26 protein-coding genes and 2 pseudogenes are annotated in these 24,776 nt (G+C 66.3%); 17 read left to right on the top strand and 11 right to left on the bottom strand.

All coding sequences use genetic code 11. The annotated features are described in order from the left end of the window. Positions 1 to 155: 155 nt before the first annotated feature. Positions 156 to 1,415 (bottom strand): urea ABC transporter substrate-binding protein, encoded by a 1,260-nt coding sequence (gene urtA / locus QO058_RS03010; RefSeq protein ID WP_181430354.1) that lies wholly within the window; start codon positions 1,413 to 1,415, stop codon positions 156 to 158. Between the two features lie 616 nt (positions 1,416 to 2,031). On the opposite strand from urtA, the gene rnr reads away from it, so the two are divergent. The 5 genes from rnr to QO058_RS03035 all read left to right on the top strand — a co-directional run bounded on the left by rnr (position 2,032) and on the right by QO058_RS03035 (position 7,033). Continuing rightward, positions 2,032 to 4,383, top strand: coding sequence for a ribonuclease R (gene rnr / locus QO058_RS03015; protein WP_284170254.1), 2,352 nt, complete (start codon positions 2,032 to 2,034; stop codon positions 4,381 to 4,383). A gap of 82 nt (positions 4,384 to 4,465) precedes the next feature. After that, positions 4,466 to 4,852, top strand: a complete 387-nt coding sequence (locus tag QO058_RS03020; protein WP_432212005.1) for a DUF983 domain-containing protein — start codon at positions 4,466 to 4,468, stop codon at positions 4,850 to 4,852. Continuing rightward, positions 4,849 to 5,583, top strand: a complete 735-nt coding sequence (locus tag QO058_RS03025; RefSeq protein ID WP_284170256.1) for an NUDIX hydrolase — start codon at positions 4,849 to 4,851, stop codon at positions 5,581 to 5,583. Before QO058_RS03020 ends, QO058_RS03025 begins: the two co-directional genes overlap by 4 nt. A 157-nt stretch (positions 5,584 to 5,740) precedes the next feature. Then, complete coding sequence (gene rpmG / locus QO058_RS03030) at positions 5,741 to 5,908, top strand: 50S ribosomal protein L33 (protein WP_091828458.1); 168 nt, start codon at positions 5,741 to 5,743, stop codon at positions 5,906 to 5,908. Positions 5,909 to 6,115: 207 nt separating this feature from the next. Next, positions 6,116 to 7,033 (top strand): hypothetical protein, encoded by a 918-nt coding sequence (locus QO058_RS03035; protein WP_284170257.1) that lies wholly within the window; start codon positions 6,116 to 6,118, stop codon positions 7,031 to 7,033. 94 nt (positions 7,034 to 7,127) lie between these two features. Here QO058_RS03035 and QO058_RS03040 read toward each other — a convergent pair whose 3' ends face one another. Beyond that, a complete protein-coding gene (locus QO058_RS03040) occupies positions 7,128 to 7,454 on the bottom strand; it encodes a hypothetical protein (protein ID WP_284170258.1) in 327 nt (108 codons plus the stop codon). Between the two features lie 280 nt (positions 7,455 to 7,734). On the opposite strand from QO058_RS03040, the gene QO058_RS03045 reads away from it, so the two are divergent. Next, entirely contained in the window at positions 7,735 to 7,938 is a 204-nt protein-coding gene (locus QO058_RS03045; RefSeq protein WP_284170259.1) for a hypothetical protein, read from the top strand. A 292-nt stretch (positions 7,939 to 8,230) separates the two neighbouring features. Here the strand turns inward: QO058_RS03045 and QO058_RS03050 are convergent, their stop codons facing one another. Together QO058_RS03050 and QO058_RS03055 are read right to left on the bottom strand one after the other, a co-directional pair. Next, on the bottom strand, positions 8,231 to 9,607 hold the full coding sequence (locus tag QO058_RS03050) for a PleD family two-component system response regulator (RefSeq protein ID WP_284170260.1): 1,377 nt from the start codon (positions 9,605 to 9,607) through the stop codon (positions 8,231 to 8,233). Between the two features lie 16 nt (positions 9,608 to 9,623). Next, entirely contained in the window at positions 9,624 to 9,995 is a 372-nt protein-coding gene (locus QO058_RS03055; RefSeq protein WP_284170261.1) for a response regulator, read from the bottom strand. 142 nt (positions 9,996 to 10,137) lie between these two features. Between QO058_RS03055 and QO058_RS03060 the strand changes: the two genes are divergently transcribed. Both QO058_RS03060 and QO058_RS03065 read left to right on the top strand, forming a co-directional pair. After that, positions 10,138 to 10,428 carry a DUF3572 domain-containing protein gene (locus QO058_RS03060; protein WP_284170262.1) on the top strand — a complete coding sequence of 97 codons (291 nt, stop codon included), beginning with the start codon at positions 10,138 to 10,140 and terminating at the stop codon, positions 10,426 to 10,428. Next, positions 10,425 to 11,777, top strand: a complete 1,353-nt coding sequence (locus tag QO058_RS03065) for a DNA polymerase IV (RefSeq protein WP_284170263.1) — start codon at positions 10,425 to 10,427, stop codon at positions 11,775 to 11,777. The genes QO058_RS03060 and QO058_RS03065 overlap by 4 nt, the downstream gene beginning before the upstream one ends. Here the strand turns inward: QO058_RS03065 and QO058_RS03070 are convergent. Both QO058_RS03070 and QO058_RS03075 read right to left on the bottom strand, forming a co-directional pair. Next, on the bottom strand, positions 11,734 to 12,555 hold the full coding sequence (locus QO058_RS03070) for a cell envelope integrity EipB family protein (protein WP_284170264.1): 822 nt from the start codon (positions 12,553 to 12,555) through the stop codon (positions 11,734 to 11,736). The two genes, QO058_RS03065 and QO058_RS03070, sit on opposite strands and share 44 nt — an antisense overlap. A gap of 106 nt (positions 12,556 to 12,661) precedes the next feature. After that, positions 12,662 to 13,237 carry a TetR/AcrR family transcriptional regulator gene (locus QO058_RS03075; protein WP_284170265.1) on the bottom strand — a complete coding sequence of 192 codons (576 nt, stop codon included), beginning with the start codon at positions 13,235 to 13,237 and terminating at the stop codon, positions 12,662 to 12,664. A 123-nt stretch (positions 13,238 to 13,360) separates the two neighbouring features. Between QO058_RS03075 and QO058_RS03080 the strand changes: the two genes are divergently transcribed. The 9 genes and pseudogenes from QO058_RS03080 (at position 13,361) to QO058_RS03120 (ending at position 20,120) form a co-directional block, all read left to right on the top strand. Beyond that, positions 13,361 to 14,173: an SDR family NAD(P)-dependent oxidoreductase gene (locus QO058_RS03080; RefSeq protein WP_284170266.1), complete on the top strand. Its 813-nt coding sequence runs from the start codon at positions 13,361 to 13,363 to the stop codon at positions 14,171 to 14,173. Positions 14,174 to 14,278: 105 nt separating this feature from the next. Beyond that, positions 14,279 to 14,752, top strand: a complete 474-nt coding sequence (locus QO058_RS03085) for a RidA family protein (protein ID WP_284170267.1) — start codon at positions 14,279 to 14,281, stop codon at positions 14,750 to 14,752. Then, a pseudogene (locus tag QO058_RS03090) lies at positions 14,752 to 15,500 on the top strand (glycerophosphodiester phosphodiesterase family protein). The gene QO058_RS03085 and the pseudogene QO058_RS03090 overlap by 1 nt, the downstream one beginning before the upstream one ends. A gap of 11 nt (positions 15,501 to 15,511) precedes the next feature. Further along, on the top strand, positions 15,512 to 16,732 hold the full coding sequence (locus tag QO058_RS03095) for a GNAT family N-acetyltransferase (RefSeq protein ID WP_284173084.1): 1,221 nt from the start codon (positions 15,512 to 15,514) through the stop codon (positions 16,730 to 16,732). A gap of 34 nt (positions 16,733 to 16,766) precedes the next feature. Next, positions 16,767 to 17,195, top strand: coding sequence for an HIT family protein (locus tag QO058_RS03100; protein ID WP_284170268.1), 429 nt, complete (start codon positions 16,767 to 16,769; stop codon positions 17,193 to 17,195). A gap of 65 nt (positions 17,196 to 17,260) precedes the next feature. Continuing rightward, complete coding sequence (locus QO058_RS03105; protein WP_137881118.1) at positions 17,261 to 17,728, top strand: carboxymuconolactone decarboxylase family protein; 468 nt, start codon at positions 17,261 to 17,263, stop codon at positions 17,726 to 17,728. 71 nt (positions 17,729 to 17,799) lie between these two features. Continuing rightward, a complete protein-coding gene (locus tag QO058_RS03110; protein ID WP_284170269.1) occupies positions 17,800 to 18,273 on the top strand; it encodes a carboxymuconolactone decarboxylase family protein in 474 nt (157 codons plus the stop codon). A gap of 10 nt (positions 18,274 to 18,283) precedes the next feature. Further along, a complete protein-coding gene (locus QO058_RS03115) occupies positions 18,284 to 19,171 on the top strand; it encodes a sigma-70 family RNA polymerase sigma factor (RefSeq protein ID WP_284170270.1) in 888 nt (295 codons plus the stop codon). Positions 19,172 to 19,277: 106 nt separating this feature from the next. Continuing rightward, on the top strand, positions 19,278 to 20,120 hold the full coding sequence (locus QO058_RS03120) for a M48 family metallopeptidase (protein WP_284170271.1): 843 nt from the start codon (positions 19,278 to 19,280) through the stop codon (positions 20,118 to 20,120). A gap of 99 nt (positions 20,121 to 20,219) precedes the next feature. On the opposite strand, the gene QO058_RS03125 is transcribed toward QO058_RS03120, so the two are convergent. The 5 genes and pseudogenes from QO058_RS03125 to clpS form a co-directional block, all read right to left on the bottom strand. Then, positions 20,220 to 20,576, bottom strand: coding sequence for an AzlD domain-containing protein (locus QO058_RS03125; protein ID WP_284170272.1), 357 nt, complete (start codon positions 20,574 to 20,576; stop codon positions 20,220 to 20,222). Beyond that, entirely contained in the window at positions 20,573 to 21,307 is a 735-nt protein-coding gene (locus QO058_RS03130) for an AzlC family ABC transporter permease (protein ID WP_284170273.1), read from the bottom strand. Before QO058_RS03130 ends, QO058_RS03125 begins: the two co-directional genes overlap by 4 nt. Before the next feature lie 189 nt (positions 21,308 to 21,496). Beyond that, entirely contained in the window at positions 21,497 to 21,772 is a 276-nt protein-coding gene (locus tag QO058_RS03135; protein ID WP_284170274.1) for a hypothetical protein, read from the bottom strand. Positions 21,773 to 21,776: 4 nt separating this feature from the next. Beyond that, positions 21,777 to 24,301: pseudogene (gene clpA, locus QO058_RS03140) on the bottom strand (ATP-dependent Clp protease ATP-binding subunit ClpA). Between the two features lie 43 nt (positions 24,302 to 24,344). After that, positions 24,345 to 24,695 (bottom strand): ATP-dependent Clp protease adapter ClpS, encoded by a 351-nt coding sequence (clpS, locus tag QO058_RS03145; RefSeq protein ID WP_432212090.1) that lies wholly within the window; start codon positions 24,693 to 24,695, stop codon positions 24,345 to 24,347. Between the last annotated feature and the right edge of the window lie 81 nt (positions 24,696 to 24,776).

Here is a 24,776-nt window from a genome sequence, read left to right on the forward strand (position 1 = left end):
CGCTCGCCTAAAACGGCAGCGGCGGTCCCTCACCCCTGCCCCTCTCCCACACGGGAGAGGGGTTCCCCGCGCTTATCCGTCTGGTTGATCAGCTCTGACTGAAGTTTCGAAGGGCGGCCGGGCTTTCCGACCGTGCCGCCCTTCCCCCTCTTAGCTCAGGCGCCGCCGCCGCACTTGCCGGTCTTGACGTTGAAGTTGCCGCACTTCTTCTCGACCCAGTCGCCGACCAGGTCCTTGGAGCCGTCGAGCTCCTTCGACCAGGCGTCGCCGGCGACGAGGCCGGTCTTCGACACCACGTCGAACTGGCCGTCGGCCTTGATCTCGCCGATCAGCACCGGCTTGGTGATGTGGTGGTTCGGCAGCATCTTCGAGACACCGCCGGTCAGGTTCGGCGCCTCGATGCCGGGCAGCGCGTCGATGACCTTGTCGGGATCGAAGCTCTTGGCCTTCTCGACCGCCTTCACCCACATGGCGAAGCCGATGACATGGGCCTCCATCGGGTCGTTGGTGACGGCCTTGTCGTTCTTCTTGTAGGCCTTCCATTGCTTGATGAAGGCCTCGTTCTCGGGTGTCTTGACCGACTGGAAATAGTTCCAGGCCGCGAGGTGGCCGAGCAGCGGCTTGGTGTCGATGCCGGCGAGTTCTTCTTCACCCACCGAGAAGGCCACGACCGGAATGTCGGTCGCCTTGATGCCCTGGTTGCCGAGCTCCTTGTAGAAGGGAACGTTGGCGTCGCCATTGATGGTCGAGACCACCGCGGTCTTCTTGCCGGCCGTGCCGAACTTCTTGATGTCGGAGACGATGGTCTGCCAGTCGGAATGGCCGAACGGCGTGTAGTTGATCAGGATGTCCTCCTTCTTCACGCCCTTGGCGAGAAGATAGGCCTCCAGGATCTTGTTGGTCGTACGCGGGTAGACGTAGTCGGTGCCGGCGAGGACCCAGCGCTCGACCTTCTCCTCCTTGGCGAGGTAGTCGACGGCCGGGATCGCCTGCTGGTTCGGCGCGGCGCCGGTATAGAATACGTTGCGCTCGCTCTCCTCGCCCTCATACTGGACCGGGTAGAACAGGATCGAATTGAGCTCCTTGAACACCGGGAGCACCGACTTGCGCGAGACCGAGGTCCAGCAGCCGAATACGGCCGAGACCTTGTCCTTGACGATCAGCTCGCGTGCCTTCTCGGCAAAGAGCGGCCAGTTCGAGGCCGGATCGACCACGACCGCCTCGAGCTTCTTGCCGAGCACGCCGCCCTTCTTGTTCTGCTCCTCGATGAGCATGAGCATGACGTCCTTCAGCGTCGTCTCGGAGATCGCCATCGTGCCGGAGAGCGAGTGCAGGATGCCGACCTTGATGGTCTCTTGCGCCGCCGCCGGCAGCAGCGAGGACAGAACCGTGGCGCCTGCGAAGGCGGCGCCGATGACCGTGCGACGAGTGAGTTTCACTGCGATATCCCCTGAGGTCCCTGTTGACCGCGCCCTTGCCGGGCGCCAGCTGCCGTTCCAGCTGGCAGGGAAGTTCGCAAGCGACGTGCCAACCTGGGTCCGGACCATCGGGGCACCGCAACAAGGCGTGTTCAGGGCGGTTTCGCGAGCGATTTCCTGCCGGAAGGGGCCGATCTCGCGCAAGGATCATGCGCCACGGCTCCATCTGACCAGACAATGGGCAGCTATTCCGCCTAAGGATTAGGCAATACCATCTGGAGCCGGCTTAGCGCCTGATTTTGTTGCAGTCACGCGAGCTGTGAGCCGCTGAATCTTTGCCATTTACGAGGTGCTTGGAATCACCCTAGCCTCCTTCTTGTCGGTAACAACTGAAAGGAGGTGATCCAGTGTCTCATTGTCATCAACCGCTGTCGCGGGGGGCGCTTGGCCTGGACTCGTCCCATGAGGGGTTCGGTTGCGCGTGAGTTTCCGTGACGCTTAGCCCTGTTACCGGGGCTGCGGTTCGGCAATGGAAGGGCTGCCCGCAAGGGCAGCCCTTCTCCGTTTCGGATAGCAGTTCTGCACAGGCCGTTCTGGCGCCGCCCGTCGCGACATGGCAGAAACCTCCCATGTCCTTCGCGCCCAGCCGCAGCTGACGAGGCCCGATCCTTTGCCCCGTCCCGACTCCGACCTCTCCCGCGACGCCATCCTCGCCTTCATCGAGGAGGAGCGCGCCGCCGGCCGCGAACCCGGCCGGCGCGATATCGCCAAGGCCTTCCAGCTCGACGGCGGCGGCAAGATCTGGCTGAAGCGCCTGCTGCGCGAGCTCGAACTGGAGGAGAACGGCGGAACCGGGCCGGTCAAGCCGCATTCCGCCCTCCCAGCCGTCCTGCTCTGCGAGGTCAAGACGCGCGACCGCGAGGGCGACCTCATCGCCGTCCCGCTCGAATGGAACGAGGCCGATCAGGGCGAGGCGCCGAAGATCCTGCTCGAACGCCAGCGCGAAACCCGCCGCCAGCCGAAGACCGCGGCCGCGGCTGCCCCGGGCGTCGGCGACCATGTCCTGCTCAAGCTGACGCGCCTGCGCGGCGTCGAGGGCTATCAATGGTCCGGCCGCGCACTCAAGGTGATGGGCAAGGCCAAGGCGCAGGTGCTCGGCATCTTCCGCGCCCTCCCCGACGGCTCCGGCCGGCTCATCCCCGTCGACAAGAAGGCGCAGGGACGCGAGGCGATTATTCCGAAGGGGCAGACGGGCAATGCCGAGGACGGTGATCTCGTCTCGGTCTCCTTCGCCCGCGAGAGCCGTTTCGGCCCGCCCCAGGCCAGGGTGCGCGAGCGACTCGGCTCGCTGAAATCCGAGCGTGCCGTCTCGCTGATCGCGATCCACGCCCACGGCATCCCGAACGAGTTCCAGCCGGCGACGATCGCCGAGGCGGAAGCGGCAAAGCCCGCAACGCTCGCCGGCCGCGAGGATTGGCGCGCCTTGCCGCTGATCACCATCGATCCGGCCGACGCCAAGGACCATGACGACGCGGTCCATGCCGCGCCGGACGATGATCCCGACAACCCCGGCGGCCACATCGTCACCGTCGCCATCGCCGACGTAGCCTCTTATGTCCGGCCGGGCTCCGCGCTCGACCGCGAGGCGCTGGAGCGCGGCAACTCGGTCTATTTCCCCGATCGCGTCGTGCCGATGCTGCCCGAGCGCATCTCGAACGATCTCTGCTCGCTGCGCGGTGGCGAGGACCGCCCTGCCCTTGCCGTCCGCCTGATCCTCAAGGCCGACGGTTCGAAGAAGAGCCACAGCTTCCACCGCATCATGATGCGCTCGGCAGCGAAGCTCTCCTATCAGCAGGCCCAGGCCGCGATCGACGGCAAGCCGGACGACGTCGCCGCCCCGATCCGCGACAGCATCCTGATGCCGCTCTGGGCCGCCTATGGCTCGGCCGCGCGCGCCCGCGACGCCCGCCAGCCGCTCGATCTCGATCTGCCCGAGCGCAAGCTCGTGCTCGACGCCAATGGCAAGGTCACCCGCGTGATCGTGCCCGAGCGGCTCGCCGCGCACCGGCTGATCGAGGAATTCATGATCCTCGCCAACGTCGCCGCCGCCGAGACGCTGGAGAAGGCGAGCAGCCATCTTATCTATCGCTGCCATGACGAGCCCTCGCTCGAGAAGATGCGGGCGCTCGGCGAGGTGCTGGCCTCGATCAGCATCAAGCTGCCGAAGGACGGCGCGCTCAGACCGGTGCTGTTCAACCGCATCCTCGCCATGATCAAGGGCTCGGAGAACGAACTCCTGCTCAACGAGGTCGTGCTGCGCACCCAGGCGCAGGCCGAGTATGTCGCCGAGAATTACGGGCATTTCGGCCTGAACCTGCGCCGCTATGCCCATTTCACCTCACCGATCCGCCGCTATGCCGACCTGATCGTGCATCGTGCTCTGGTCGCAGCGCTGAAGCTCGGCGATGACGGCCTGCCGAAAGCGACGACGCTCGCCGAACTGCGCGAGGTCGCGACCCGGATCTCGGCCGCCGAGCGGCGCGCCATGGCGGCCGAGCGCGAGACCACCGATCGCTTGATCGCCCATTTCCTCGCCGACCAGATCGGTTCCAGCTTCGACGGCCGCATCGCCGGCCTCAACCGCGCCGGCCTCTTCGTCAAGCTCGACGGCACCGGCGCCGACGGCTTCATTCCGGCCTCCACCCTCGGCGCCGACTATTATCGCCATGACGAGCGCGCCCATGCGCTGGTCGGCGATCGCACCGGCGAAAGCTGGCGTCTCGGCGACCGCGTCCATGTCAAACTGGTCGAGGCGGCACCGGTCGCAGGGGCGCTTCGCTTCGAGTTGCTCACCGAGGGCAGGCCCGCGACATCCGACCGCTCTGGCAAAAGGTCACGGCCTGCTTTACCTATGGGGCGAAAGCAGGGCCGCCCCCCGCCCAAACGATCGGGCCGCAAGCGCTGACGCCCTGCATTAACGAAGACATCCCATGTCCATACATTGTCACCAACCCAAGCCGGTCCAGGCTCGCGACTGGCGTCAGGCTATGCGTCGCGGCCTCTTCGGCCGCTGCCCGCATTGCGGCGAAGGCAAGCTGTTCCGTGCCTTCCTGAAGCCGGTCGATTCCTGCGAGGCCTGCGGCGAGACCCTGCACCACCAGCGCGCTGACGACCTGCCGCCCTATATCGTCATCACCATCGTCGGCCATGTCGTGGTCGGCGGCATCCTGCTGGCGGAAAAGTACAGCGACTGGTCGATCGCGCTGCATCTCTGGGTCTGGCTGCCGCTGACCGTGCTGCTCAGCCTGGCGCTGATGCAGCCGGCGAAGGGCGCGGTCATCGGCCTGCAATGGGCCATGCGCATGCACGGCTTCGGCGGCGCGATGCCCAAGCCCGAGCGCCAGCCCGCGATGAAGGCCGTGGGGGGCCGATGAGCGACCATACGGTCACCCTGACGCAGGCCGAGCGGGCCCGCACCGCGGTCAACCTGCGCCCGCGCGATGCGGCGACGATGCTGATCCTCGACCATTCCGGGAAGAAGCCCAGGGTGTTGATGGGCAAGCGTCATGCCGGCCACAAGTTCATGCCGGGCAAGTACGTCTTCCCGGGCGGCCGCATCGAGGCGGGCGACCGCCGGATGGCCGCGAGCGGCGCGCTCGCTGGCCCCTGCGAGCAGCGCCTGCTCGCCCGCTGCGTGCGCCCGAGCGTGCAGCGCGGCCGGGCGCTGGCGCTCGCCGCGATCCGCGAGACCTTCGAGGAGACCGGCCTGCTCTTCGGCAGCGCCGATTACGGCGCGCCTGAGAACCCGCCCGACGGCGTCTGGGCCGACTTTGCCGCCAAGGGCGTCTTCCCCGACCTCGGCGCCATCACCTTCGTCGCCCGCGCCATCACGCCGCCGCGGCGGCCCAAGCGCTTCGATACGCGCTTCTTCGCGGTCGATGCCCGCGCCGTCGCCGCCAAGGTCGAGGACGTCATCGGCCCTGATTCGGAACTCGTCGACCTCGTCTCCGTCACCTTCGACGAGGCCCGTGAGCTCGACCTGCCCACCATCACCAAGGTGATCATCGCAGAGGTCGAGGAGCGGCTGAAGGCCGGATTCGGCCAGCATCTGCCGGTTCCGTTCTACTGGGAGAAGCGTGGCAGCTTCGTGCGCGAGCTGCTCTGATACCATCGGGCGGCGGAAAATCCTTATCCCCGCCCGATATTCCTTGACTTGCCACCGCCGATACGGCATTTCCCGGCCATCGGATTGCCGGGCTCGCCCGGCCATTTTGTTTTTTGCGCGGGCCGAAGGCGGCCCCATCTGTATCGAGGGCTCCGCCATGGCCAAGGCCGTGACCATCAAGATCAAGCTCATCTCGACCGCGGACACCGGGTACTTCTACGTGACCAAGAAGAACTCGCGCACCATGACCGAGAAGATGTCGAAGAAGAAGTACGACCCGGTCGCGCGCAAGCACGTCGAGTTCAAGGAAACCAAGATCAAGTAAGGGCTAAGCCCCTCGCTTTCGATCTTTGTTGACGAAGGCCGCCCTCCGGGCGGCCTTTTCGTTTGTAGCCGCTCCTGAACGGCTCTGCTGATCATTCGATTCTTATCGATCCAGGTAGCCATTTCGCAGCCACGCGCCAAAGCCACCTGAAACCACTCCGTCTGCCCCTGCGTAACCACTATGGCTGGAAACGTTATGGAGGTGACAATGCAGGTCAAAACAGCAGATCTGCTGACAGGCGCGGCCTTGCTCGCCCTGATCAGCTCCGCCCCGACGTCTGCCGTCGCGCAGGACGTTTGTGGCGGCTTGCGCGGCAAGGAACGCGCGGACTGTGTGCGGCTCTCTGCCCGCATAATGTCCTCGCTGACGCTCCAGTACAGCAATCTGGCCCCGGGGTCTGGTAACTCGGTCAGCGGCGGCTCGGGAGCGGTCGGTGCCGGTATCGGCGGCGGCCTCGGCAGCGGCTCCCCTGGCGGCGGTAACGGTCCGTCTGGCGGCGGGAACGGCGGCGGCACGGCTGGCGCCGGTGGCGGTTCGCCCCGCGGCGCTGGACCAGGAGGCATCGGGGTGGGCCTTGGTGCGGGCGCCGGCACGGGTGGCATCGGCGTCAATGCCGGAGTCACCGCTAACACTGGTCGGGGCAGCATCAATGCCGGCGCCGGAATCGGAGCCGACATCGGCGGCAATGCGGTCAATGCCGGCCTCGGCGCAGGCGCAAACAATGCCGGCATCGGAGCAGGCCTCGGCGCGGGAGCCAATCTCGGCGGGACCAACACCGGCGTCGGAGCCGGTGCGGGCGTCAGCAATGCCGGTATCGGCGCCGGCCTTGGCGCCGGGACGAATATCGGCGGAACCAACACCGGCGTCGGCGTTGGCGCAGGCGTCAGCAACACCGGTGTTGGAGCGGGTGTCGGCGCCGGCACCAATCTCGGGGGCGGCGTCAGCGCGGGCGTCGGGATCGGCGGTGACCGTGGCGGCCTGGGCGTCGGCATCGGCGCCGATGTCGGCGGTCTCGGCGTCGGCGCCGGGGTCGGCATCGGCGGCAGCAGCAGCTCCAGCGGAGGCGCGTCGGGAAGCAGTTCCGGCGGAAGTGCCTCGGGAGGCACCGCGGGATCTGCCAACTGACTACGAAGGCGCTGCCTCCTACGGGAAGCAGCGCCTCTCGGCGATACGCATCACGCTGAAGTATTCGGGCCATCTAACCCAAGCAACCGCCACCTCAGAAGGCGGGCTTCGGCACGAACAGGCAGAATGGCCTCTGCGACGGAGCGATCACCATACCGGTCAGCGTTCCACCGCTCCGGCAGATGTGGAAGCGCCCGTCCCTTGAGACACGCGTTGCCTGCTCTGGCACGAAATGGCCGTCATGGGTGAGATACCCGCCCGGGACGATGCGAGGATCGGGTTCTTTCGCATCGGCATCGAGGCCCATCGGCCAGCAATCCCGGTCGCTGCAGCAATCGTAAGGGTACCAACTATGCGCGTAGACAGGCCCTCCGCCCCACGGCAACAGCGCGAGGCAGAGCGCCGATGCGATGAGACGCATGGGTCGCTCCTTGGCGAGGATGTCAGGCCAGCATCTTCGCAGCCGGATAACACGGCATGCGAATCGTCATTAGATTAGCATGAGACGACGATGGTTAATGAGACCTTACGTCACTCAGCTGCCTAATCTTCGGCCAGTATTTGCCGAGATCGACGGCTGATGACTTCAACGCGATCAGCGGTCCACTGTTCCGCTGCGACGTCGCTGGCGTCGGATGCTTCGATCTCCTACCCTGTCATCCGGACGCGACACCGCTCGCCGCGTCGGCAGGAGCACCGTTTTGAACAGCAGCCCTGATCCAGCAGAACCGCATTCGCGTCCGAGCGGGTTGCTGCGCGGCTTCTTGCGCCTGATCATCGAGGTCGACGAGTCGCGTCGCTGGACGCATCGTGTCCGCGCCGCCCTGCTGCTGCTGTTGCTGCTGGCGGGCTTCGGCCTGCTCGGTTACTGGCTGCCTGAGCTGATCGAGCGCTATCGGCGCTGACGCGACGGCCGTTGCGGCCGAAAACCACCCATGAGTGAATGAGGTGGCCGGCCGACGACGGGGCTGAGGAGGCCAGGATCCCGCCATCGACCGGCCGAGCCCAGCGGTAACCCAGGAGATGCGGCGGAACCTGGGCTTCCGAAGGGCATTCCGGACGGCCGCTCAAGCAGCCGCTCTCTTGGAAATCACCCTACGTGGAAGCCCCCTCGAATCAATCGAATCCGATTGATTCACCAATCTTCATCGAAACTTAACCCTACTTGGAAACCTTACCGGCCTTGCGGCTCGCAGGTCAGGCGGCGCTCGCCACGATCACCCGGTTACGGCCTGCGGCCTTCGCCCGATATACCGCCTCGTCGGCCCGCTTCATCATCTGGACCGGCCCGGCATCGCCCGCGCGCCGGCTGGCGACGCCGATCGACACGGTCACCGTGATCGACCTCTGCCCCCGCTGGATCTGGAAGGGCTCGCCCTCGACCCGTTTGCGGATCCGCTCCGCCACGGCCTGGGCCGCATCGAGCGCCGTATCGGGCAGCACGACGACGACCTCCTCGCCGCCCATGCGCGCCACCAGGTCGATGCCGCGCGTGCAGGCGCGTATCCGGTCGGCGAACTCGCGCAGCACCTCGTCGCCGGCGTCGTGGCCCCAGCTGTCGTTGACCACCTTGAAGCGGTCGACATCGAGCACGAGCAATGAGAGCGCCCGGGCCCGAAGCGCCGACTCGTCGAACAGCACCGCAAGCCTGCTGTCGAGATAGCGGCGATTATGCAGCCCGGTGAGCTGGTCCATCACCGCCATTTCCATCGAGGACTGCACGCTGTCGCGCAGCCTCTCGGCGAAGCGCTTGCGACGGACCAGCGTCCGGGCACGCGCCAGCAATTCATTGCGATCGATCGGCCGGACCAGGAAGTCATGCGCGCCGATCTCGAGGCCGCGCAGCACCCGCGAGCGGTCGTCAGCCTCGCCGAGCAGGAGCACCGAAAGATTGCGGGTCCGCTCCAGCGAGCGCAGCTGGCTGCACAGCCGGAGGCCGTCATAGTTCTGCAGGTCGAGGCTCACCAGCACGATCTCGAAATCGCCCTCCGCAGCAAGGGTGAGCGCCGCCTGCGCATCCGGCTCGGTCTCGATCGAATGGAAAGCCGAGAGCGCCTGGACCAGCCTCTGGGCGACCAGGGGCCTGTCCTCGATCAGGAGGACGCGGCCATTGAGGCCGGTCTCGGCGGCCGCCGCCGCGAGCGGATCGGCAATGCCGAGCTGACGCGAGGCGAGCGCGCGCTGGCGTAATTCGTCGGTGACCGATTTGAGCCGCACCAAGCTGCGCACGCGCGCAAACAGTGCCGTGTCGTCGAGGGGCTTGGTCAGGAAGTCGTCCGCTCCGGCATCGAGCCCCTTCAGCCGGTCGCTCGGCTGGTCGAGGGCCGTGACCATGACGACCGGGATATGGGCCGTGATCGCGCTGTTCTTCAGCCGACGGCAGACCTCAAACCCGTTCATGCCCGGCATCATCACGTCGAGCAGGACGATATCCGCCTCACCGCGCTCGCAGATCGCCAGTGCCTCGATCCCGTTCGTCGCGGTGGTGACGTCGAAATACTCGGCGTTGAGCTTGGCTTCGAGCAGCTTCACATTCGCGGCGATGTCGTCGACGACCAGGATCCGGGCTGACATGGCTCAGCGCTTCCCTTCAGGCCGTGCCGAGATAGGCGCGAACAGTCTCCAGGAACTTGCCGACCGAGATCGGTTTCGAGATATAGGCCTCGCAGCCCCCCTCCCGAATGCGCTCCTCGTCGCCCTTCATCGCGAAGGCGGTGACGGCGATCACGGGAATGGACTTGAGCGCATCGTCCTCCTTGATCCATTTCGTCACCTCCAGCCCCGAGACCTCGGGCAGCTGGATGTCCATCAGGATCAGGTCGGGCCGGTGCGTTCGGGCGAGCTCGATTGCCTCGATGCCGTCAGCCGTCTTGAGCGTTGCATAGCCATGAGCTTCCAACAGGTCGTTGAAGAGCTTCATGTTGAGCTCATTGTCCTCGACGATCAGAACCGTCTTTGTCATCTGTCCCCCAAGGCCGCCCGGCCAGGCATCCGACAAGACGGATTTCCCGGGCCGGCGGCCACGTTCAGTGCTAGCTTTAGCATGCGAGCTGTTGACGAAACGCAAACCTGAAACCAGACTCGTCGGTCATAGATAGATAGCCATGCCGCACCCGATCACCAGCGAGGAAGCTGAGACGCTCGCACTGAAGGCCCTCGCCTTCCTGGCCTCGGAGCCGGAGCGGCTGGAGCCGTTCCTGGCTGTCACGGGCCTTGGCCCGGCCACCCTGCGCGGCGCGGCGCAGGAACCCGGCTTTCTTCTGGGCGTGCTGGACCATCTCTGCGCCAGCGATTCGCTGCTGCTGGAGTTTGCCGGAAATCTCGGCTTGAATCCGGAAATCGTCGCGCAAGCCCGCGAAATCCTCGCCGGCCCGCCCGAAGCCTTCGAGCCATGACCCTGCCGGCGGGCGCCGCCAGCTCCGGCCGGGTGCTCTGCCGTGATTGCCTGCAGGACCATGGCGAGGCGCGTTCGTCGCCCGGCCTGCGCCGCTGCCCGGCTTGCGGCTCGCCGCGGCTGCTGCGCCATGCCGAGCGCGACAGCCTCCATCTCGCCCATATCGATTGCGACGCCTTCTATGCCGCGATCGAGAAGCGCGACGACCCCAGCCTGCTCGACAAACCGGTGATAGTCGGTGGCGGCAAGCGCGGCGTGGTTTCGACCTGCTGCTACATCGCCCGCATGTCAGGCGTGCGCTCGGCCATGCCGATGTTCAAGGCGCTGAAGGCCTGCCCCGAGGCGATCGTGGTCAAGCCGAACATGGCAAAATACGTCACGGTCGGCCGCCAGGTCCGCAAGCTGATGCAGGAGCTGACGCCGCTGGTCGAACCGATCTCGATCGACGAGGCCTTCCTCGACCTCGGCGGCACGCAGCGGCTCCATCATGCCAGCCCGGCGCTGACCCTCGCCCGCTTCCAGCGTCGGATCGAGGACGAGATCGGCATCACCATCTCGGTCGGGCTCTCCTACGCCAAGTTCCTCGCCAAGGTCGCCTCCGACCTCGATAAGCCGCGCGGCTTCTCGATCATCGGCCAGGCCGAGGCCGTCGCCTTCCTCGCCCAAAAGCCGGTCGGGATGATCCCGGGCATCGGTCAGGCCGGCGCAGCGAAGCTCGGCCAGTCCGGTTTCCGCACCATCGGTGATCTCGCCAAGGCCGAGATCACCACGCTCTATCGCCTGGTCGGCAAGGACGGACCGCGCCTGAAGAACCTCGCTCTTGGCATCGATCCACGCAAGGTCACGGTCGAGCACGAGGCCAAGACCGTCTCATCCGAGACGACGCTCGACGTCGATCTCGCGCGTTTCGAGGAGCTGGAACCGATTCTCTGGCGGCTCTGCGAAAAGACCTCGCGGCGCCTGAAGGCGCAGGAGCTTGCCGGGCGCACCGTCACCCTCAAGCTCAAGACCCATGATTTCCACCTTGTCACCCGCGCCGTCCGCCTGCCCGAGCCGAGCCAGCTCGCCGCCCGTCTCTTTTCCGCCGGGCGCGACCTGCTCAAACGCGAATGCACCGGGCCGCGCTACCGGCTGATCGGCATCGGCATGAGCGATTTTTCCGATCCGGCCGAAGCCGACCGCGGAGATCTCGCCGACCTGCAGACGCCAAAGCTCAAGGCGATGGAAAACGCCCTCGACGCGGTCCGCGCCAAATTCGGTGATGCCGCGATCGAGAAGGGCCTGTCGCTGCGCGATAACCGCAGGGCTACTTCGCGCACTCGCTCGCCGGAAGCAGATCTAGACGGGTGAGCGTGCCGCGCAGCGCGAACGAGCCGTAATCGAGCCTGATCGCGCCGGTGACGCCGTTTTCATAGAGCTCGAAGGAGACGGTATAGGCCGGCGTGCTCTCGCCCGAACCGACCTTGAAATAGGAGATCGTCACCGGCCAGCGCGCGAGTTTCTCGAATTCCGGCTTCCGCAGCGGCGCCTCGGCCGCCGGCGTCGCGATCTTGCGGCCGATCACAGAGAGCGTGTCGTAGACGTCCTTGCCGGAATTGGCGCCGTCATAGAGGCGGACATTGAAGGTGTTCTGCCCGGCCCGCGCCGCCTTGATCACCGCCTTCATCTGCTCGTTCGGGAACATCGCCGCGCTCGCCTCGCGATGCGTCTCGGCCTTGGGCGCGCGCAAGCTCACCTCATAGCCGGCCTCGCCCTTCTTGGCCGTGCCGTCGACGATGTCGGCCGCCGCGCCGGCGGCCGAGCTCTCTGTCTTGAAGCGATAGCTCTTGGCGTCGCCTTCCTCGAAGCTCGTGGTCCGGGCGTCGATGACGCGCGGGCCGCCCTCGCTGGTGAGCTCGGTGACCTGGCGGAAGGAGAGCGCATAGCCGTCACAGGCATCGCCAGAGAAGTCGAAGGCGATGCGGCCGCGCGCCGTGGTGATGTCGCGCGACGGCTTGCCGTCGTCGAGCACGAGATCATAGACCGCCCGATGCGGCACCAGCACGACGCGATCTGTCGGACTCTGAGCCCAAGCTCCCGCAGCCGCCATCACCGCCAGGCCTGCGATCCCGCCGCGATACGTCTTCATGCCAATCCTCGATTCACGCTCTGCTTAAGTCGAACTGCAGCCCTGTGAATCTAGGTGCATTGCGGCAATGGCGCAAACAAGGCGGCCCGCATCGTCTCGCATCCGATCAGGGCGCTTCTGCGCGCAGCGCGGCCCCCGCCGCAGCAAGCACCTCTTCTGAAAGCGCTTTATCCTCCACCATACGGGACAGGACGAGCGCTCCGATGAGCGTGGCGTACCCCGCAAGGGCTGCGGCTCGCCGTTCCTCTTCGGTCGCCCCCGGCATGACGGATGACAGGCTCGTGATCGCCGCGCGCGCACCCTCCGTCGCAACAGCACGCGACGCTTCGCCCAGGCGCGCGATATCGCAACCGAGCGCCGCCACCGGGCAACCGTGACCGGGATCGTCGCGGTGCAGGGGCGACAGATAGCGGCTGGCGATCGCCTGCAAAGGCGCCTCCGGTTCCGCCGCCTTGGCCTCCTCCAGCCAGTGATTGGCGTTGCTGAAGGCGCGCCCGAGCGCCTGCGCGGCCAGCTCGTCCTTTGAGGCGAAATGCCCATAGAAGCCGCCATGGGTCAGGCCGACCACCTTCATCACATCGGCGACGCCGACCCCATCGAAGCCGCGCTCGCGAAACAGCGTCGCCGCCGTTTCGAGAATGCGCTCGCGGTTCTCCCGCATCTGTTCGCGGCTGACCCGCATCGACCCGCTCCTCTCAGAATCCGAAAATCCAGCTCTTGACTCTTTATATGATGATCGTCATTTAAATTCAATCATGATGACCATCATGAAAAACATGATGTCGAACCCGAACAGGAGATGGACATGGCTACGCAGCAGCTCGGCACCGCCCTCATCACCGGCGCATCGACCGGGATCGGCGCCGTATACGCCGACAGATTGGCCCGTCGTGGCTATGATCTCGTCCTCGTCGCCCGTGATGAAGCGCGCCTTTCCGCGCTCGCCGAGCGCCTCGCCGGCGAGACCGGCCGCAAGGTCGAATGGCTGAAGGCCGATCTGACAGCCAAGGCGGATCTCGCTTTGGTCGAGCAGCGCCTGCGCGAGGACCAGAGCCTGACCGTGCTGGTCAACAATGCCGGCATGTCCGTCGCCGGAACGCTGGTCGAAGGCGATATCGACCGCTTCCAGACCATGATCGAGCTCAACGTCATCGCTCCGACCCGCCTCGCCGCCGCAGCAGCCCGCAATTTCGTCGCCCGCAACCAGGGCGCCATCATCAACATCGCCTCGGTGCTGGCGCTCGCGCCGGAGCTGTTCAACGGCAGCTACAGTGGCACCAAGGCCTATGTGCTGAACCTCAGCCTCTCATTGCAGAAGGAGCTCGAAGCGGCCGGCGTCCGCGTCCAGGCCGTGTTGCCGGGAGCCACCCGCACCGAGATCTGGGCCCGCGCCGGCGTCAATGTCGACGGCTTCCCGCCGGAGATGGTGATGGAGGTCGACGACATGGTCGATGCTGCGCTGGCCGGCTTCGACCAGGGCGAGCTCGTCACCATTCCGTCGCTGCCGGATCCAGCCGACTTCGAGCGCTACAGCGCGGCGCGGCTGGCGCTCGGCCCCAATCTCTCGCGCAACCGGCCCGCCGAGCGCTATCGCACGGTGCGTGCCGACGCCGCCTGATCCGCCCTGCTCGGCAGGCACATCGGCCCAGCCGCGTCGCGCTTGCGACCCGGCTTTGCATCGGCGATGAAAGGCTCCTGTTCAGATCCGGTCAGGAGCCCTCCGATGAACGCCGTCGACACCAAGCTCGCCGCCCTCGGCATCACCCTGCCCGCCCCGGCCGCCCCGGTCGCGAACTACGTGCCCTATGTCATCACCGGCAACCTGCTGATCATCTCCGGCCAGATCTGCTTCGGCCTCGATGGCAAGCTCTCCGATGCGCACAAGGGCAAGCTCGGCGCCGAGATCTTCAACGAGGCCGGGCTCGAGGCGGCCAAGCTCTGCGCGATCAACGTCCTCGCCCAGGCCAAGGCGGCGCTCGGCGGCGATCTCGGCCGGATCGTGCGCTGCGTGCGCCTCGGCGGCTTCATCAACGCCACACCGCACTTCGCCGCTCTGCCGGCGATCATGAACGGCGCCTCCGATTTCATGGTCGAGGTGCTCGGCGATGCCGGCCGCCATGCCCGCTCGACCGTCGGCGTCGCCAACCTGCCGGCCGACGCCGCCGTCGAGGTCGAAGCCATGTTCGAGATCGCCTGATGGCAGCTGAAGCCTGGCTCACGGCCCGCCCGATCGCGCATCGTGGCCTGCATGATGCCGCCGGCGGCGTGATCGAGAACTCGCTCTCGGCAGCGGCTGGCGCGATTGCCGGCAATTTCGCCATCGAATGCGACGTCCAGCTCAGCGCCGACGAGGATGCGGTCGTCTTCCACGACTTCGTTCTCGACCGTCTCACGGCCGAGACCGGCCGCGTCGACGCCCGCAAGGCGGCCGAGCTCGCGCAGATCGGGCTGAAGGGCGCGAGCGACCGCATCCCGACCCTGCCCGCCTTCCTCGACGCCATCGGCGGCCAGACCCCCTGGTGATCGAGGTGAAGAGCCGCTTCGACGGCGATCTGCGGCTGGCGAAGCGCACCGCGGAGATCCTCGCCGGCCACAAGGGCCAGCCGATCGTGCTGAAATCCTTCGATCCTGTGATCGTGGCGGCCTTGCGCGAGCTCGCGCCCGGCTTCGCCCGCGGCATCGTCGCGATGAACGAGTACGGCTATGCCGACTACGACCATCTCTCGGCCGGGCAGAAGCACGCGCTCGCCAACTTCCTGCATTTCGAGGAGAGCCGGCCGGACTTCGTCTCCTGGAAGGTCGCCGACCTGCCGAGCGCCGCGCCCTTCCTCTGCCGCAAGGCGCTGGGCCTGCCGCTGATGAGCTGGACGGTGCGCACGCCGGAAGATCGCGCCCGCGCCGCCGAGCATGCCGACCAGATGGTCTTCGAGGGCTTTCTGCCTTGAGCGAAACCGGTCTGCGCGAGGGCCTCAGAGTCCGCGTCGCGACCTCGCTGAAAAGCGTCCCGGCCGCAGACTGGGACGCCTGCGCCAATCCGTGCGCCGGCCGGCCGCTTGAATCGGCATCCGAACAAGCGGATTCAATCTCTCAAGCAGACCCGGACAACCCCTTCGTTTCGCACGCTTTTCTGCGCGCGCTGGAGGAGAGCGGCTGCGTCGGCGGCCGCACTGGCTGGTCGCCGGCCTATCTCCTGGTCGAAGATGCCGAAGACCGCCTGATCGCCGCCGCGCCGTCCTTCGTGAAAGGTCACAGCCAGGGCGAATACGTCTTCGACCACAGCTGGGCCGAGGCCTATATGCGCGCCGGCGGCCGCTACTATCCGAAGATCCAGGTCGCGGCTCCGTTCACCCCCGCGACCGGCCCGCGCCTGCTCGTCGCCGAGGGCCCGCATGCGAGCGAAGCGTGCGAGGCCCTGATCGCCGGGCTGGACGCACTTCGCGAGCAGGTCCGCGGCTCGTCGATCCATGTCACCTTCGCGCAGGAGCCGGACATGACGGCGTTGCTCGAAGCTGGCTTCCTCGAGCGCCACGACATCCAGTTCCATTGGCAGAACCAGGGCTTCGGCAGCTATGACGACTTCCTCGCCACACTGGCCTCGCGCAAGCGCAAGGCGCTGAAGCGCGAGCGGCGTGAAGCGCTCTCCGCCGGGATCGAGGTCGCGGTGCTCTCCGGTTCCGACCTCACCGAAAGCGTCTGGGACGATTTCCACGCCTTCTACGAGGACACCGGCTCGCGCAAATGGGGCCGGCCCTATCTCAACCGCCGCTTCTTCTCCGAGATCGGGCAGCGCATGGGCGAGCGCGTCGTGCTGGTGCTCGCCCGCCGCGCCGGCCGCAATATCGCCGGCGCCATCAATTTCCGCGGCGGCAACACCCTCTACGGCCGCAACTGGGGCTGCATCGAGGACCATCCCTTCCTGCATTTCGAGCTCTGCTACCACCAGGCCATCGACTATGCGATCGCGCACAAGCTCGCCCGCGTCGAGGCCGGCGCCCAGGGCGAGCACAAGCTTGCACGCGGCTACCGCCCGGTGATCACCCGCTCGGCCCATCTCCTCGCCGATCCGGGCCTCGCACGCGCCGTCGCCGCCTATCTGCCCGGCGAACGGCGTGAGATCAGCTCTGCAGTAGCTGCGCTTGCGCAGGAGAGCCCCTTCCGCAAGGTTGGCGACAGCTGACTCCCCCAGCCCACCAACGACCGGAACCTGCGCGATGACCGCCTATGATCCCAGCAACATCTTCGCCAAGATCCTGCGCGGCGAATTGCCGGCCCACCGTGTCTACGAGGACGACCGGGCCCTCGCCTTCCTCGACATCATGCCGCGCGCGGCCGGCCACACGCTGGTGATCCCGAAGAACCCGGCCCGCAACCTCCTCGACATCGATCAGGGCGATCTCGGTTATGTCGCAGGAATCGCCCAGCGCATCGCCCGGGCGCAGATGGCCGCCTTCGCCGCCGACGGAATCACGGTGCAGCAGTTCAACGAGAGCGCCGGCGGCCAGGTCGTCTTCCATTTGCACGTCCACGTCATCCCGCGCCATGACGGCGTCGCCATGAAGCCGCCCGCCAGCGAGATGGCCAAACCCGAGGACCTCGCGGCTGCCGCAGAAAAAATTCGGGCTGCGCTGAAAAATCTTTGAGGGGCATGTCACGCGGGCGCTGGCTGCCTCGTCCTGTCTTCATCACCACCTGATGGAGAGAAACGATGACCCAGCGCCTCAACGGCTTCCAGACCGCCCCCGACGCCTACAAGGCCATGCTCGGCCTGCAGGACTACGTGAACCAGTCGAAGCTGGAGCACAGCCTGCTCGAGCTGGTGAAGATCCGGGCGTCACAGATCAACCGCTGCGCCTACTGCCTGCACATGCACATCGCCGACGCACGCAAGGCCGGCGAGAGCGAGATCCGCATCAACCTGCTCAGCGCCTGGGAGGAGTCGGAGCTCTTCACCCCGCGCGAGCGTGCCGTCCTGCGCTGGACCGAAGAGCTGACACGGCTCGTCGACCGCAGCCCGAGCGACGAAGCCTTCGCCGAATTGCGCGAGCACTTCGACGAAAAGGATTGCGTCGACCTCTCGGTCGCCATCGGCATGATCAATCTCTGGAACCGGATCAATTGCGGCTTCCGCACCCTGCATCCGAATGATCGTCGCCGCGAGAAGGCCGCGGCCTGACGCTGCGGCGACATAAGCCTGCTGGCCCGGTGATCGCCGAGCCAGACCTGCCTCAGTCCGAAAGCCCCGTCATGAGCAAGCGCCTCAACCCCTACGTCACCGCTCCCGACACCATGAAGCCGCTGATCGCGCTCGAAGCCTCGATCAAGGAGAGCGGCCTTGAGCACAGCCTGATCCATCTCGTGAAGATGCGGGCATCGCAGATCAATGGCTGCGCCTATTGCCTGCACATGCATTCGTCCGACGCGATCAAGGAGGGCGAGAGCCCGGCCCGGCTCTTCCTGCTCGACGCCTGGCACGAGTCGGCGCTCTATACGCCGCGCGAACGTGCCGCCCTCGCCTGGACCGATGCGCTGACGCTGGTCTCGCAGAGCCATGCGCCCGACGAGGCCTATGACGAGGTCGTCAGCCATTTCAGCCCGGAGGAAACCGTGAAGCTCACCTTGCTGATCGGCACGATCAACACCTGGAACCGCATCGCGATCGGCTTCCGCACGAGCCACCCCAACGACCGGCCGGCCAAGACCGGCGCGACGGCTGCCTGAGACGCCTCCCATGACCGCCCCGGATGATATCTTCGAGACGCATCGCCGCTTCCTGACCCGCCTCGCCTATCGCATGCTCGGCTCGGTCAGCGATGCCGAGGATATCGTCCAGGAGGCCTGGCTGCGCTGGCGCGACGCCTCCCAGGACGCGGTCGAGGCGCCGCGCGCCTATCTCGCCCGCACCGTAACGCGCCTCTGCCTCGACCAGATGAAATCGGCCCGCAGCAAGCGCGAATTCTATGTCGGCGCCTGGCTGCCGGAGCCCCTGGTCGAGGAGATCGGCGCGGCTGAATCCGACGTCGACACCCAGCTCGACGCTCCGATCGCACTGATGCTCGCGCTCGAGCGGCTGACGCCGCTCGAGCGCGCCGCCTTCCTGCTGCACGACGTCTTCGACCTCGACTTCGCCGAGATCGCCCGCACCATCGACCGCAGCGAGAGCGCCTGCCGCCAGCTCGCGAAGCGCGCCCGCGAGCATGTCCGCATCGACATGCCGCCGCGCAACAAGGTCGAGCCCGCCGAGGCGAAGCGTTTCGTCGAGGCCTTCTTCAAGGCCGCCCACAAGGCTGACACCAGCGATCTGCAGACCCTGCTCGCGCAGGATGTCGCCTTCCACAGCGACGGCGGCGGCAAGGTGCTGGCGGTGCTCAACCCACTCTATGGCATCGAGCGCGTCCTGCGCTTCTTCGCCGGCATCGCCAGCAAGGTCGCCCATCTGCACAAGACGACCACGCTGTACAAGCCTGTGATGATCAACGGCATGCCCGGCTATCTCAGCCTCGAACGCGGCGAGACCTTGCAGGCGACGACCCTCGACATCCGCGACGGGCGCGTCCACGCGATTTACGTCATGCGCAATCCCGACAAGCTCCGGCACATCTCGCTGGGAGCGGGTTAGGTGCTCCCAACGCCCTACCTCGTTCGCGCTCCGGACGCGATTATGGCTCAAATGTGGGCAAGGCAACCAGGCTAGCTGATTTGCATCCGCACAGGAGCCTTGCGCAATGAATTTTGATATTTCCCAAGTTAAGCACCCGAAGGAAAAGCTCTACGGTAGCATCATGCTCGTCGTCGGAACCCTGATCTGGGTCCTGGTCGTCGGTTTCATCCTGCTGAGCCTGCTACGCGGCCAGATTCACGTGGCAGTCATCTCGTTGCTCTATTTCCTCGCTTTCTGGTTGTTTTCGTACTGGGCGCGCGCCCTCACCCGCGCCTATATGATCGGCCATTTCGTCATGGTCGGACCCGACCAGTTCCCGCATCTCCACCGCATGGTCGAGGACGGCGCCCGCGCGCTCGGCCTGCGCGAGATTCCGCAGACCTTCGTCTACAACTCCAGCGGCGTGCTGAACGCGATGGCGCTGCGCCTCGTCGGCCGCCAGCGCTATATCTGGCTGACCTCGGCCCTGCTCGACGCAGACAATGACGAGCAGGTCCGCTTCGTCATCGGCCATGAGCTCGGCCACCATGTCGCCGGCCATCTCGACGAGCCCTGGAGCTATCTGCGCTTGCCCGGCCACGTCATCCCGTTCCTCGGCGCCGCCTATTCCCGCGGCCGCGAACTGACCTGCGACCGCATCGGCGCCTTCGTCGCCCGCGATCTCCAGGCCGCCCGCACCGGCCTGCAGATGCTGGCCTGCGGCAGCGCCAAGCTGAACGCCCAGATGAACGCCGACGCCTTCCAGAAGCAGGAGCAGATGGTGCCGGGCATCGCCGGCTTCTTCCTGAAGATCGTCTCGCACTATCCGCGCCACACCCGCCGCGTCGAGGCGGTGACGCAATGGTCCAAGACGCAGCCGGCGACCAATCCGTCCGTGCGCCCGAGCTTCGCGCCGCGCCCGGCGTAAACTGCCGCGGACGACATTCGACGCACGTCAAGACCGGCGCCCCTTGGGCGCCGGTTTCATATGAGAGCGTTCAATGCAACCTCGGCAGCATCTCGGCTTTCAGCCGAGCCACAAGGCGCCGCCGATCAGCACCGCTTCGCCGATGACGACGGCCAGCATGACCTTGCGCCGGTATATCAGCACGACCGTCACGGCGACCGCGAGTGCCGCCAGCCTCACCGCGAGCGGCACGCCGGCGAGCGCGCCCGGCGCCGCCAGCACCAGCTTGGCCACCACCCCGGCGAGCAGCGCGGTTGCGACCAGTCTCACCCATTCGAGCCAAGGCGAGTTCTCGTCGAGTCGGCGCGCGAAGACCACGGCGAGCCAGCGCCAGATCTCGGTCGGCAGCACCGCAAACAGGAGAATCGCGAGATAGGGCCACCACGGCCCGTCGAGAAAGGCGATCGGCTGCGTCATTCGCCCGCCTTCGGCGCCTTGCGCCGGCGCTGCACGAGGAAGGCGATGCTGCCGCCGACGACACCGCTGGCGATCAGGTCGAAGCCGCCGCCGATCGCCCAGCCCGCCGCAGGCGCGAGTGCGAGGCCGAGCCCGATCGCGATCTTATCGCCAAGCCCCCGGATTCCAGCCGTCATCGAGCTCAGGAAGAAGATCGGCGTCAGGCAGAGCAGCCCGGCCGCGACCGGCGCCGGCACCACTCCGGCGAGCTGGAAGCCCACGAAAGTGGTGAACGAGCTGACGACGATCAGCGCATTGGCGAAGCCGAAGAAATAGGGAACGCGCTGCTCGGGTGGCATCGCCGGCAGGCGCCTGAAACTTTCGACCCAGGAGGTCACCGCGACATAATGGGCGATCAGCAGCTGCGTCCCGATCCCCTGCCCCGGTCGGCGCAGCAGCGGCAGCAGCGCTACGGTCATCGGCAGGAAGCGCAGCGAGGCGAAGCCGATGGCGAGCGCGATCGCGCTCCAGGCTGCTCCGGCTGCGATCGAGGCGAAGAACAGCACCTGCGACGGGCCGGCCCAGACCAGGATCGTCGAGAGCACCGCGGCCTCGACCGGATAGCCGACATCCCGTGCCAGCGAGCCGACGCCCATCAGCGACAGTCCGACCACCCAGGCCGGAAGCATCACGGCATCACGAAAGCCGGTGAAGGCCGGCCGCACCCAGGCGCTGCGGACAGATTTGCTCATCTCGCAAAAAGCGCGGGCGAGCGTCCGTCAGGTCTCGAAGGCAGGGATGCGCTGGAATGCTGGATCATCGGACCCGCTGAAACGAAACGCGGCCCGCAGCTGCTGCGGGCCGCTTCGCTTAAAGCGCATCGCGTCGGCAGCATGACAGCCCCAGAACCGCGCGTCCGCCCTGCATCCAGTGCAAAGCGATCAGAAGCTCTTCATCACCAGGCCCATCAACTCGTTCCCGAAGTCGACGATCTCCTTGGGAACACCGCCGATAGCGCGATAGCCGAGCCAGAGCAGATAGAGGAAGGCCGGGACCAGGATCCAGCCCAGCACCTCCTCGAAGACGATGCGCCGCCGGCGGCGGCGCGCCCGCTTCTCGAACCAGCCGAGCTTCTCCTTCGGCGCCGGTGCCGCCGCTTGCGTGGCGACCTCCTCGTCCTGCGCCCAGGCGCTGGCGGGCTTGCGTTTGAAGAACACCGGATCAGGCCTTGGTCAGCGGAACTTTCGGCACGGTGCGCACGCTCCGCACCGCCTTGGGCGGCTCGACCGGAGCATCCGGCTTAGGGCCGCGCTTCGCGCCGCCCGACCCGGCCACCTTGGCCTTGCCTGGTGCCTTGCCCGGCCCCTTGGCCCGTGGCTTGCGCGTGCGCTTCTCGGCCGCAGCGGCGACGTCCTTCTCCGGCTTGGGCTTGACAGGCCCGTCGGGGAATTCGAGGCCGAGCACCTTGATGCCCGTCTCGGACTGGATCACCACGACCTTGACCGCGCCGCCGTTCTTCAGCCGGCCGAACAGAACCTCGTCGGCGAGCGGCGTCTTGATCGTCTGCTGGATCAGGCGCGCCATCGGGCGGGCGCCCATTGCCTCGTCATAACCGTTCTCGACCAGCCATTCGCGCGCCTCGTCCGAGAGCTCGATGGTGACGTTGCGGTCGGCGAGCTGCGCCTCGAGCTGCAGCACGAACTTGTCGACGACGCGGGCCACGACCGTCTTCGGGAGGTGGCCGAAGGAGATCGTCGCGTCGAGCCGGTTGCGGAATTCCGGCGCGAACAGCTTGTTGATCGCCTCGGTGTCGTCGCCCTCGCGCTTCTGGCGGGTGAAGCCATAGGCATTCCTGGCCATGTCGGCCGCTCCGGCATTGGTGGTCATGATCAGGATGACGTTCCTGAAATCGACCTGCTTGCCGTTGTTGTCGGTCAGCTTGCCGTGGTCCATGACCTGCAGGAGGATGTTGAACAGGTCGGGATGGGCCTTCTCGATCTCGTCGAGCAACAGCACGCAGTGCGGATGCTGGTCGATCTGATCGGTCAGGAGGCCGCCCTGGTCGAAGCCGACATAGCCGGGAGGCGCGCCGATCAGCCGCGAGACGGTGTGGCGCTCCATGTATTCCGACATGTCGAAGCGCACGAGCTCGACGCCGAGCGAGGAGGAGAGCTGGCGCGCCACCTCGGTCTTGCCGACGCCGGTCGGGCCGGCGAAGAGGTAGCAGCCGATCGGCTTCTCGCCGTCGCGCAGGCCGGCGCGGGCGAGCTTGATCGAGGAGGACAGCGCCTCGATCGCCTTCTCCTGGCCGTAGACCGTGCGCTTCAGCGTGGTCTCGAGATTGCGCAGCACCTCGGCATCGTCCTTGGAGACGGTCTTGGCCGGGATGCGCGCCATCGTCGCGACCGCCGCCTCGATCTCCTTGACGCCGATCGTCTTCTTGCGCTTGGCCTCGGTCACCAGCATCTGCGAAGCACCGGTCTCGTCGATCACGTCGATCGCCTTGTCCGGCAATTTGCGGTCATGGATATAGCGCGCCGACAATTCCACCGCCGCCTTGATGGCGTCGTTGGTGTAGCGCAGCTTGTGGAACTCCTCGAAATAGGGCTTCAGCCCCTTCAGGATCTCGATCGTGTCCGGCACCGACGGTTCGTTGACGTCGATCTTCTGGAAGCGGCGCACCAGCGCCCGATCCTTCTCGAAATACTGGCGGTATTCCTTGTAGGTGGTCGAGCCGATGCAGCGCAGCCCACCCGAGGCGAGCGCCGGCTTCAGCAGGTTCGAGGCATCCATCGCACCGCCCGAGGTCGCACCGGCGCCGATCACCGTGTGGATCTCGTCGATGAACATGATCGCCTTGGGATGCGCCTCGATCTCCTTCATCACCTGCTTGAGGCGTTCCTCGAAATCGCCGCGATAGCGCGTGCCGGCAAGCAGCGTGCCCATGTCGAGCGAGAAGACGGTGGCGTCCTCCAGCACCTCGGGAACCTCGCCGCGCACGATCTTGAGGGCGAGGCCCTCGGCGATCGCGGTCTTGCCGACGCCAGGCTCGCCGACCAGCAGCGGGTTGTTCTTCTGCCGGCGGCAGAGGATCTGGATCGTGCGCTGCACCTCGGCCTCGCGGCCGATCAGCGGATCGATGCGCCCGTCCCTCGCCTTGCGGTTGAGGTTGACGCAGTAAGCGTCGAGCGCGCTTTCCTTTTTCTTCTTGTCCTTGTCGCCGTCATTGCCGGAATCGGGCGCTGCTCGCGCTGCTGCTCGGGCTCATCCTCGGCGCCGCGCACCGGCCGGCTCTCGCCGGCGCCGGGGCGCTTGGCGATGCCGTGGCTGATGTAGTTGACCGCGTCGTAGCGGGTCATGTCCTGCTCCTGCAGGAAGTAGGCGGCGTGGCTCTCGCGCTCGGCGAACATCGCGACGAGCACGTTGGCCCCGGTCACCTCCTCGCGGCCGGACGACTGGACATGGATGACCGCGCGCTGGATCACGCGCTGGAAGCCGGCGGTCGGCTTGGAATCGTCGCGTCCGTCGGTGACGAGATTGGTCAGTTCCGCGTCGATGTAGTCGACGAGGTTGCGACGCAGCGTGTCGAGATCGACGCTACAGGCACGCATCACGGCAGCGGCGTCCTGGTCGTCGACCAGCGCCAGCAGCAGATGCTCCAGTGTCGCATATTCATGGTGGCGCTCATTGGCGAGCGCGAGGGCCCGGTGAAGCGCCTGTTCGAGGCTGCGCGAGAAGCTCGGCAAGGTCAGCGCTCCCAATCCAGTTTCGAGAGGATGATGTTCAAAGCTACTTTTTCTCCATCACGCATTGCAGCGGATGCATATGCTTGCGGGCGAGGTCCATCACCATGGTGACCTTGGTTTCCGCGACCTCGTAGGTGAAGACGCCGCATTCGCCGACGCCGTTCTGATGGACATGCATCATGATGCGCGTCGCCTCGGCCCGGTCCTTGTTGAAGAACCGCTCCAGGACATGCACCACGAACTCCATCGGCGTGTAATCGTCGTTGAGGATCAGCACGCGGTAGAGGTTTGGCTTGCGCGTCCGGGTCCGGGTCAGAACGGCGGTGCCGGTTCCTGTCCGATCGCCATCGGTCGGGGACGACGGCGCACGCGGCTTCGACGCCAGACGCGGCACGATGCCGGCTGACAGTTCCTGATCGATCGGCGTGGTGACTGCGTGGCTCAAGGTGTCCGTCCCGAAGGCTGACCTCAAGAT

It is taken from the genome of Bosea vestrisii (assembly GCF_030144325.1).
GTDB lineage: Bacteria > Pseudomonadota > Alphaproteobacteria > Rhizobiales > Beijerinckiaceae > Allobosea > Allobosea vestrisii_A.

Bases quoted from the DNA above. Each gene is read 5' to 3' on its own strand.
- QO058_RS03055 (WP_284170261.1), bottom strand. From the start codon at position 9,995: ATGACAAAGACGGTTCTGATCGTCGAGGACAATGAGCTCAACATGAAG.
- QO058_RS03100 (WP_284170268.1), top strand. From the start codon at position 16,767: ATGACCGCCTATGATCCCAGCAACATCTTCGCCAAGATCCTGCGCGGC.
- QO058_RS03035 (WP_284170257.1), top strand. From the start codon at position 6,116: ATGCAGGTCAAAACAGCAGATCTGCTGACAGGCGCGGCCTTGCTCGCC.
- QO058_RS03085 (WP_284170267.1), top strand. From the start codon at position 14,279: ATGAACGCCGTCGACACCAAGCTCGCCGCCCTCGGCATCACCCTGCCC.
- rnr (WP_284170254.1), top strand. From the start codon at position 2,032: ATGGCAGAAACCTCCCATGTCCTTCGCGCCCAGCCGCAGCTGACGAGG.
- QO058_RS03105 (WP_137881118.1), top strand. From the start codon at position 17,261: ATGACCCAGCGCCTCAACGGCTTCCAGACCGCCCCCGACGCCTACAAG.
- QO058_RS03115 (WP_284170270.1), top strand. From the start codon at position 18,284: ATGACCGCCCCGGATGATATCTTCGAGACGCATCGCCGCTTCCTGACC.
- QO058_RS03050 (WP_284170260.1), bottom strand. From the start codon at position 9,607: ATGTCAGCCCGGATCCTGGTCGTCGACGACATCGCCGCGAATGTGAAG.
- QO058_RS03125 (WP_284170272.1), bottom strand. From the start codon at position 20,576: ATGACGCAGCCGATCGCCTTTCTCGACGGGCCGTGGTGGCCCTATCTC.
- QO058_RS03110 (WP_284170269.1), top strand. From the start codon at position 17,800: ATGAGCAAGCGCCTCAACCCCTACGTCACCGCTCCCGACACCATGAAG.
- QO058_RS03040 (WP_284170258.1), bottom strand. From the start codon at position 7,454: ATGCGTCTCATCGCATCGGCGCTCTGCCTCGCGCTGTTGCCGTGGGGC.
- QO058_RS03020 (WP_432212005.1), top strand. From the start codon at position 4,466: ATGCGTCGCGGCCTCTTCGGCCGCTGCCCGCATTGCGGCGAAGGCAAG.
- QO058_RS03025 (WP_284170256.1), top strand. From the start codon at position 4,849: ATGAGCGACCATACGGTCACCCTGACGCAGGCCGAGCGGGCCCGCACC.
- QO058_RS03070 (WP_284170264.1), bottom strand. From the start codon at position 12,555: ATGAAGACGTATCGCGGCGGGATCGCAGGCCTGGCGGTGATGGCGGCT.
- QO058_RS03060 (WP_284170262.1), top strand. From the start codon at position 10,138: ATGCCGCACCCGATCACCAGCGAGGAAGCTGAGACGCTCGCACTGAAG.
- QO058_RS03075 (WP_284170265.1), bottom strand. From the start codon at position 13,237: ATGCGGGTCAGCCGCGAACAGATGCGGGAGAACCGCGAGCGCATTCTC.
- QO058_RS03120 (WP_284170271.1), top strand. From the start codon at position 19,278: ATGAATTTTGATATTTCCCAAGTTAAGCACCCGAAGGAAAAGCTCTAC.
- QO058_RS03080 (WP_284170266.1), top strand. From the start codon at position 13,361: ATGGCTACGCAGCAGCTCGGCACCGCCCTCATCACCGGCGCATCGACC.
- rpmG (WP_091828458.1), top strand. From the start codon at position 5,741: ATGGCCAAGGCCGTGACCATCAAGATCAAGCTCATCTCGACCGCGGAC.
- QO058_RS03065 (WP_284170263.1), top strand. From the start codon at position 10,425: ATGACCCTGCCGGCGGGCGCCGCCAGCTCCGGCCGGGTGCTCTGCCGT.
- QO058_RS03130 (WP_284170273.1), bottom strand. From the start codon at position 21,307: ATGAGCAAATCTGTCCGCAGCGCCTGGGTGCGGCCGGCCTTCACCGGC.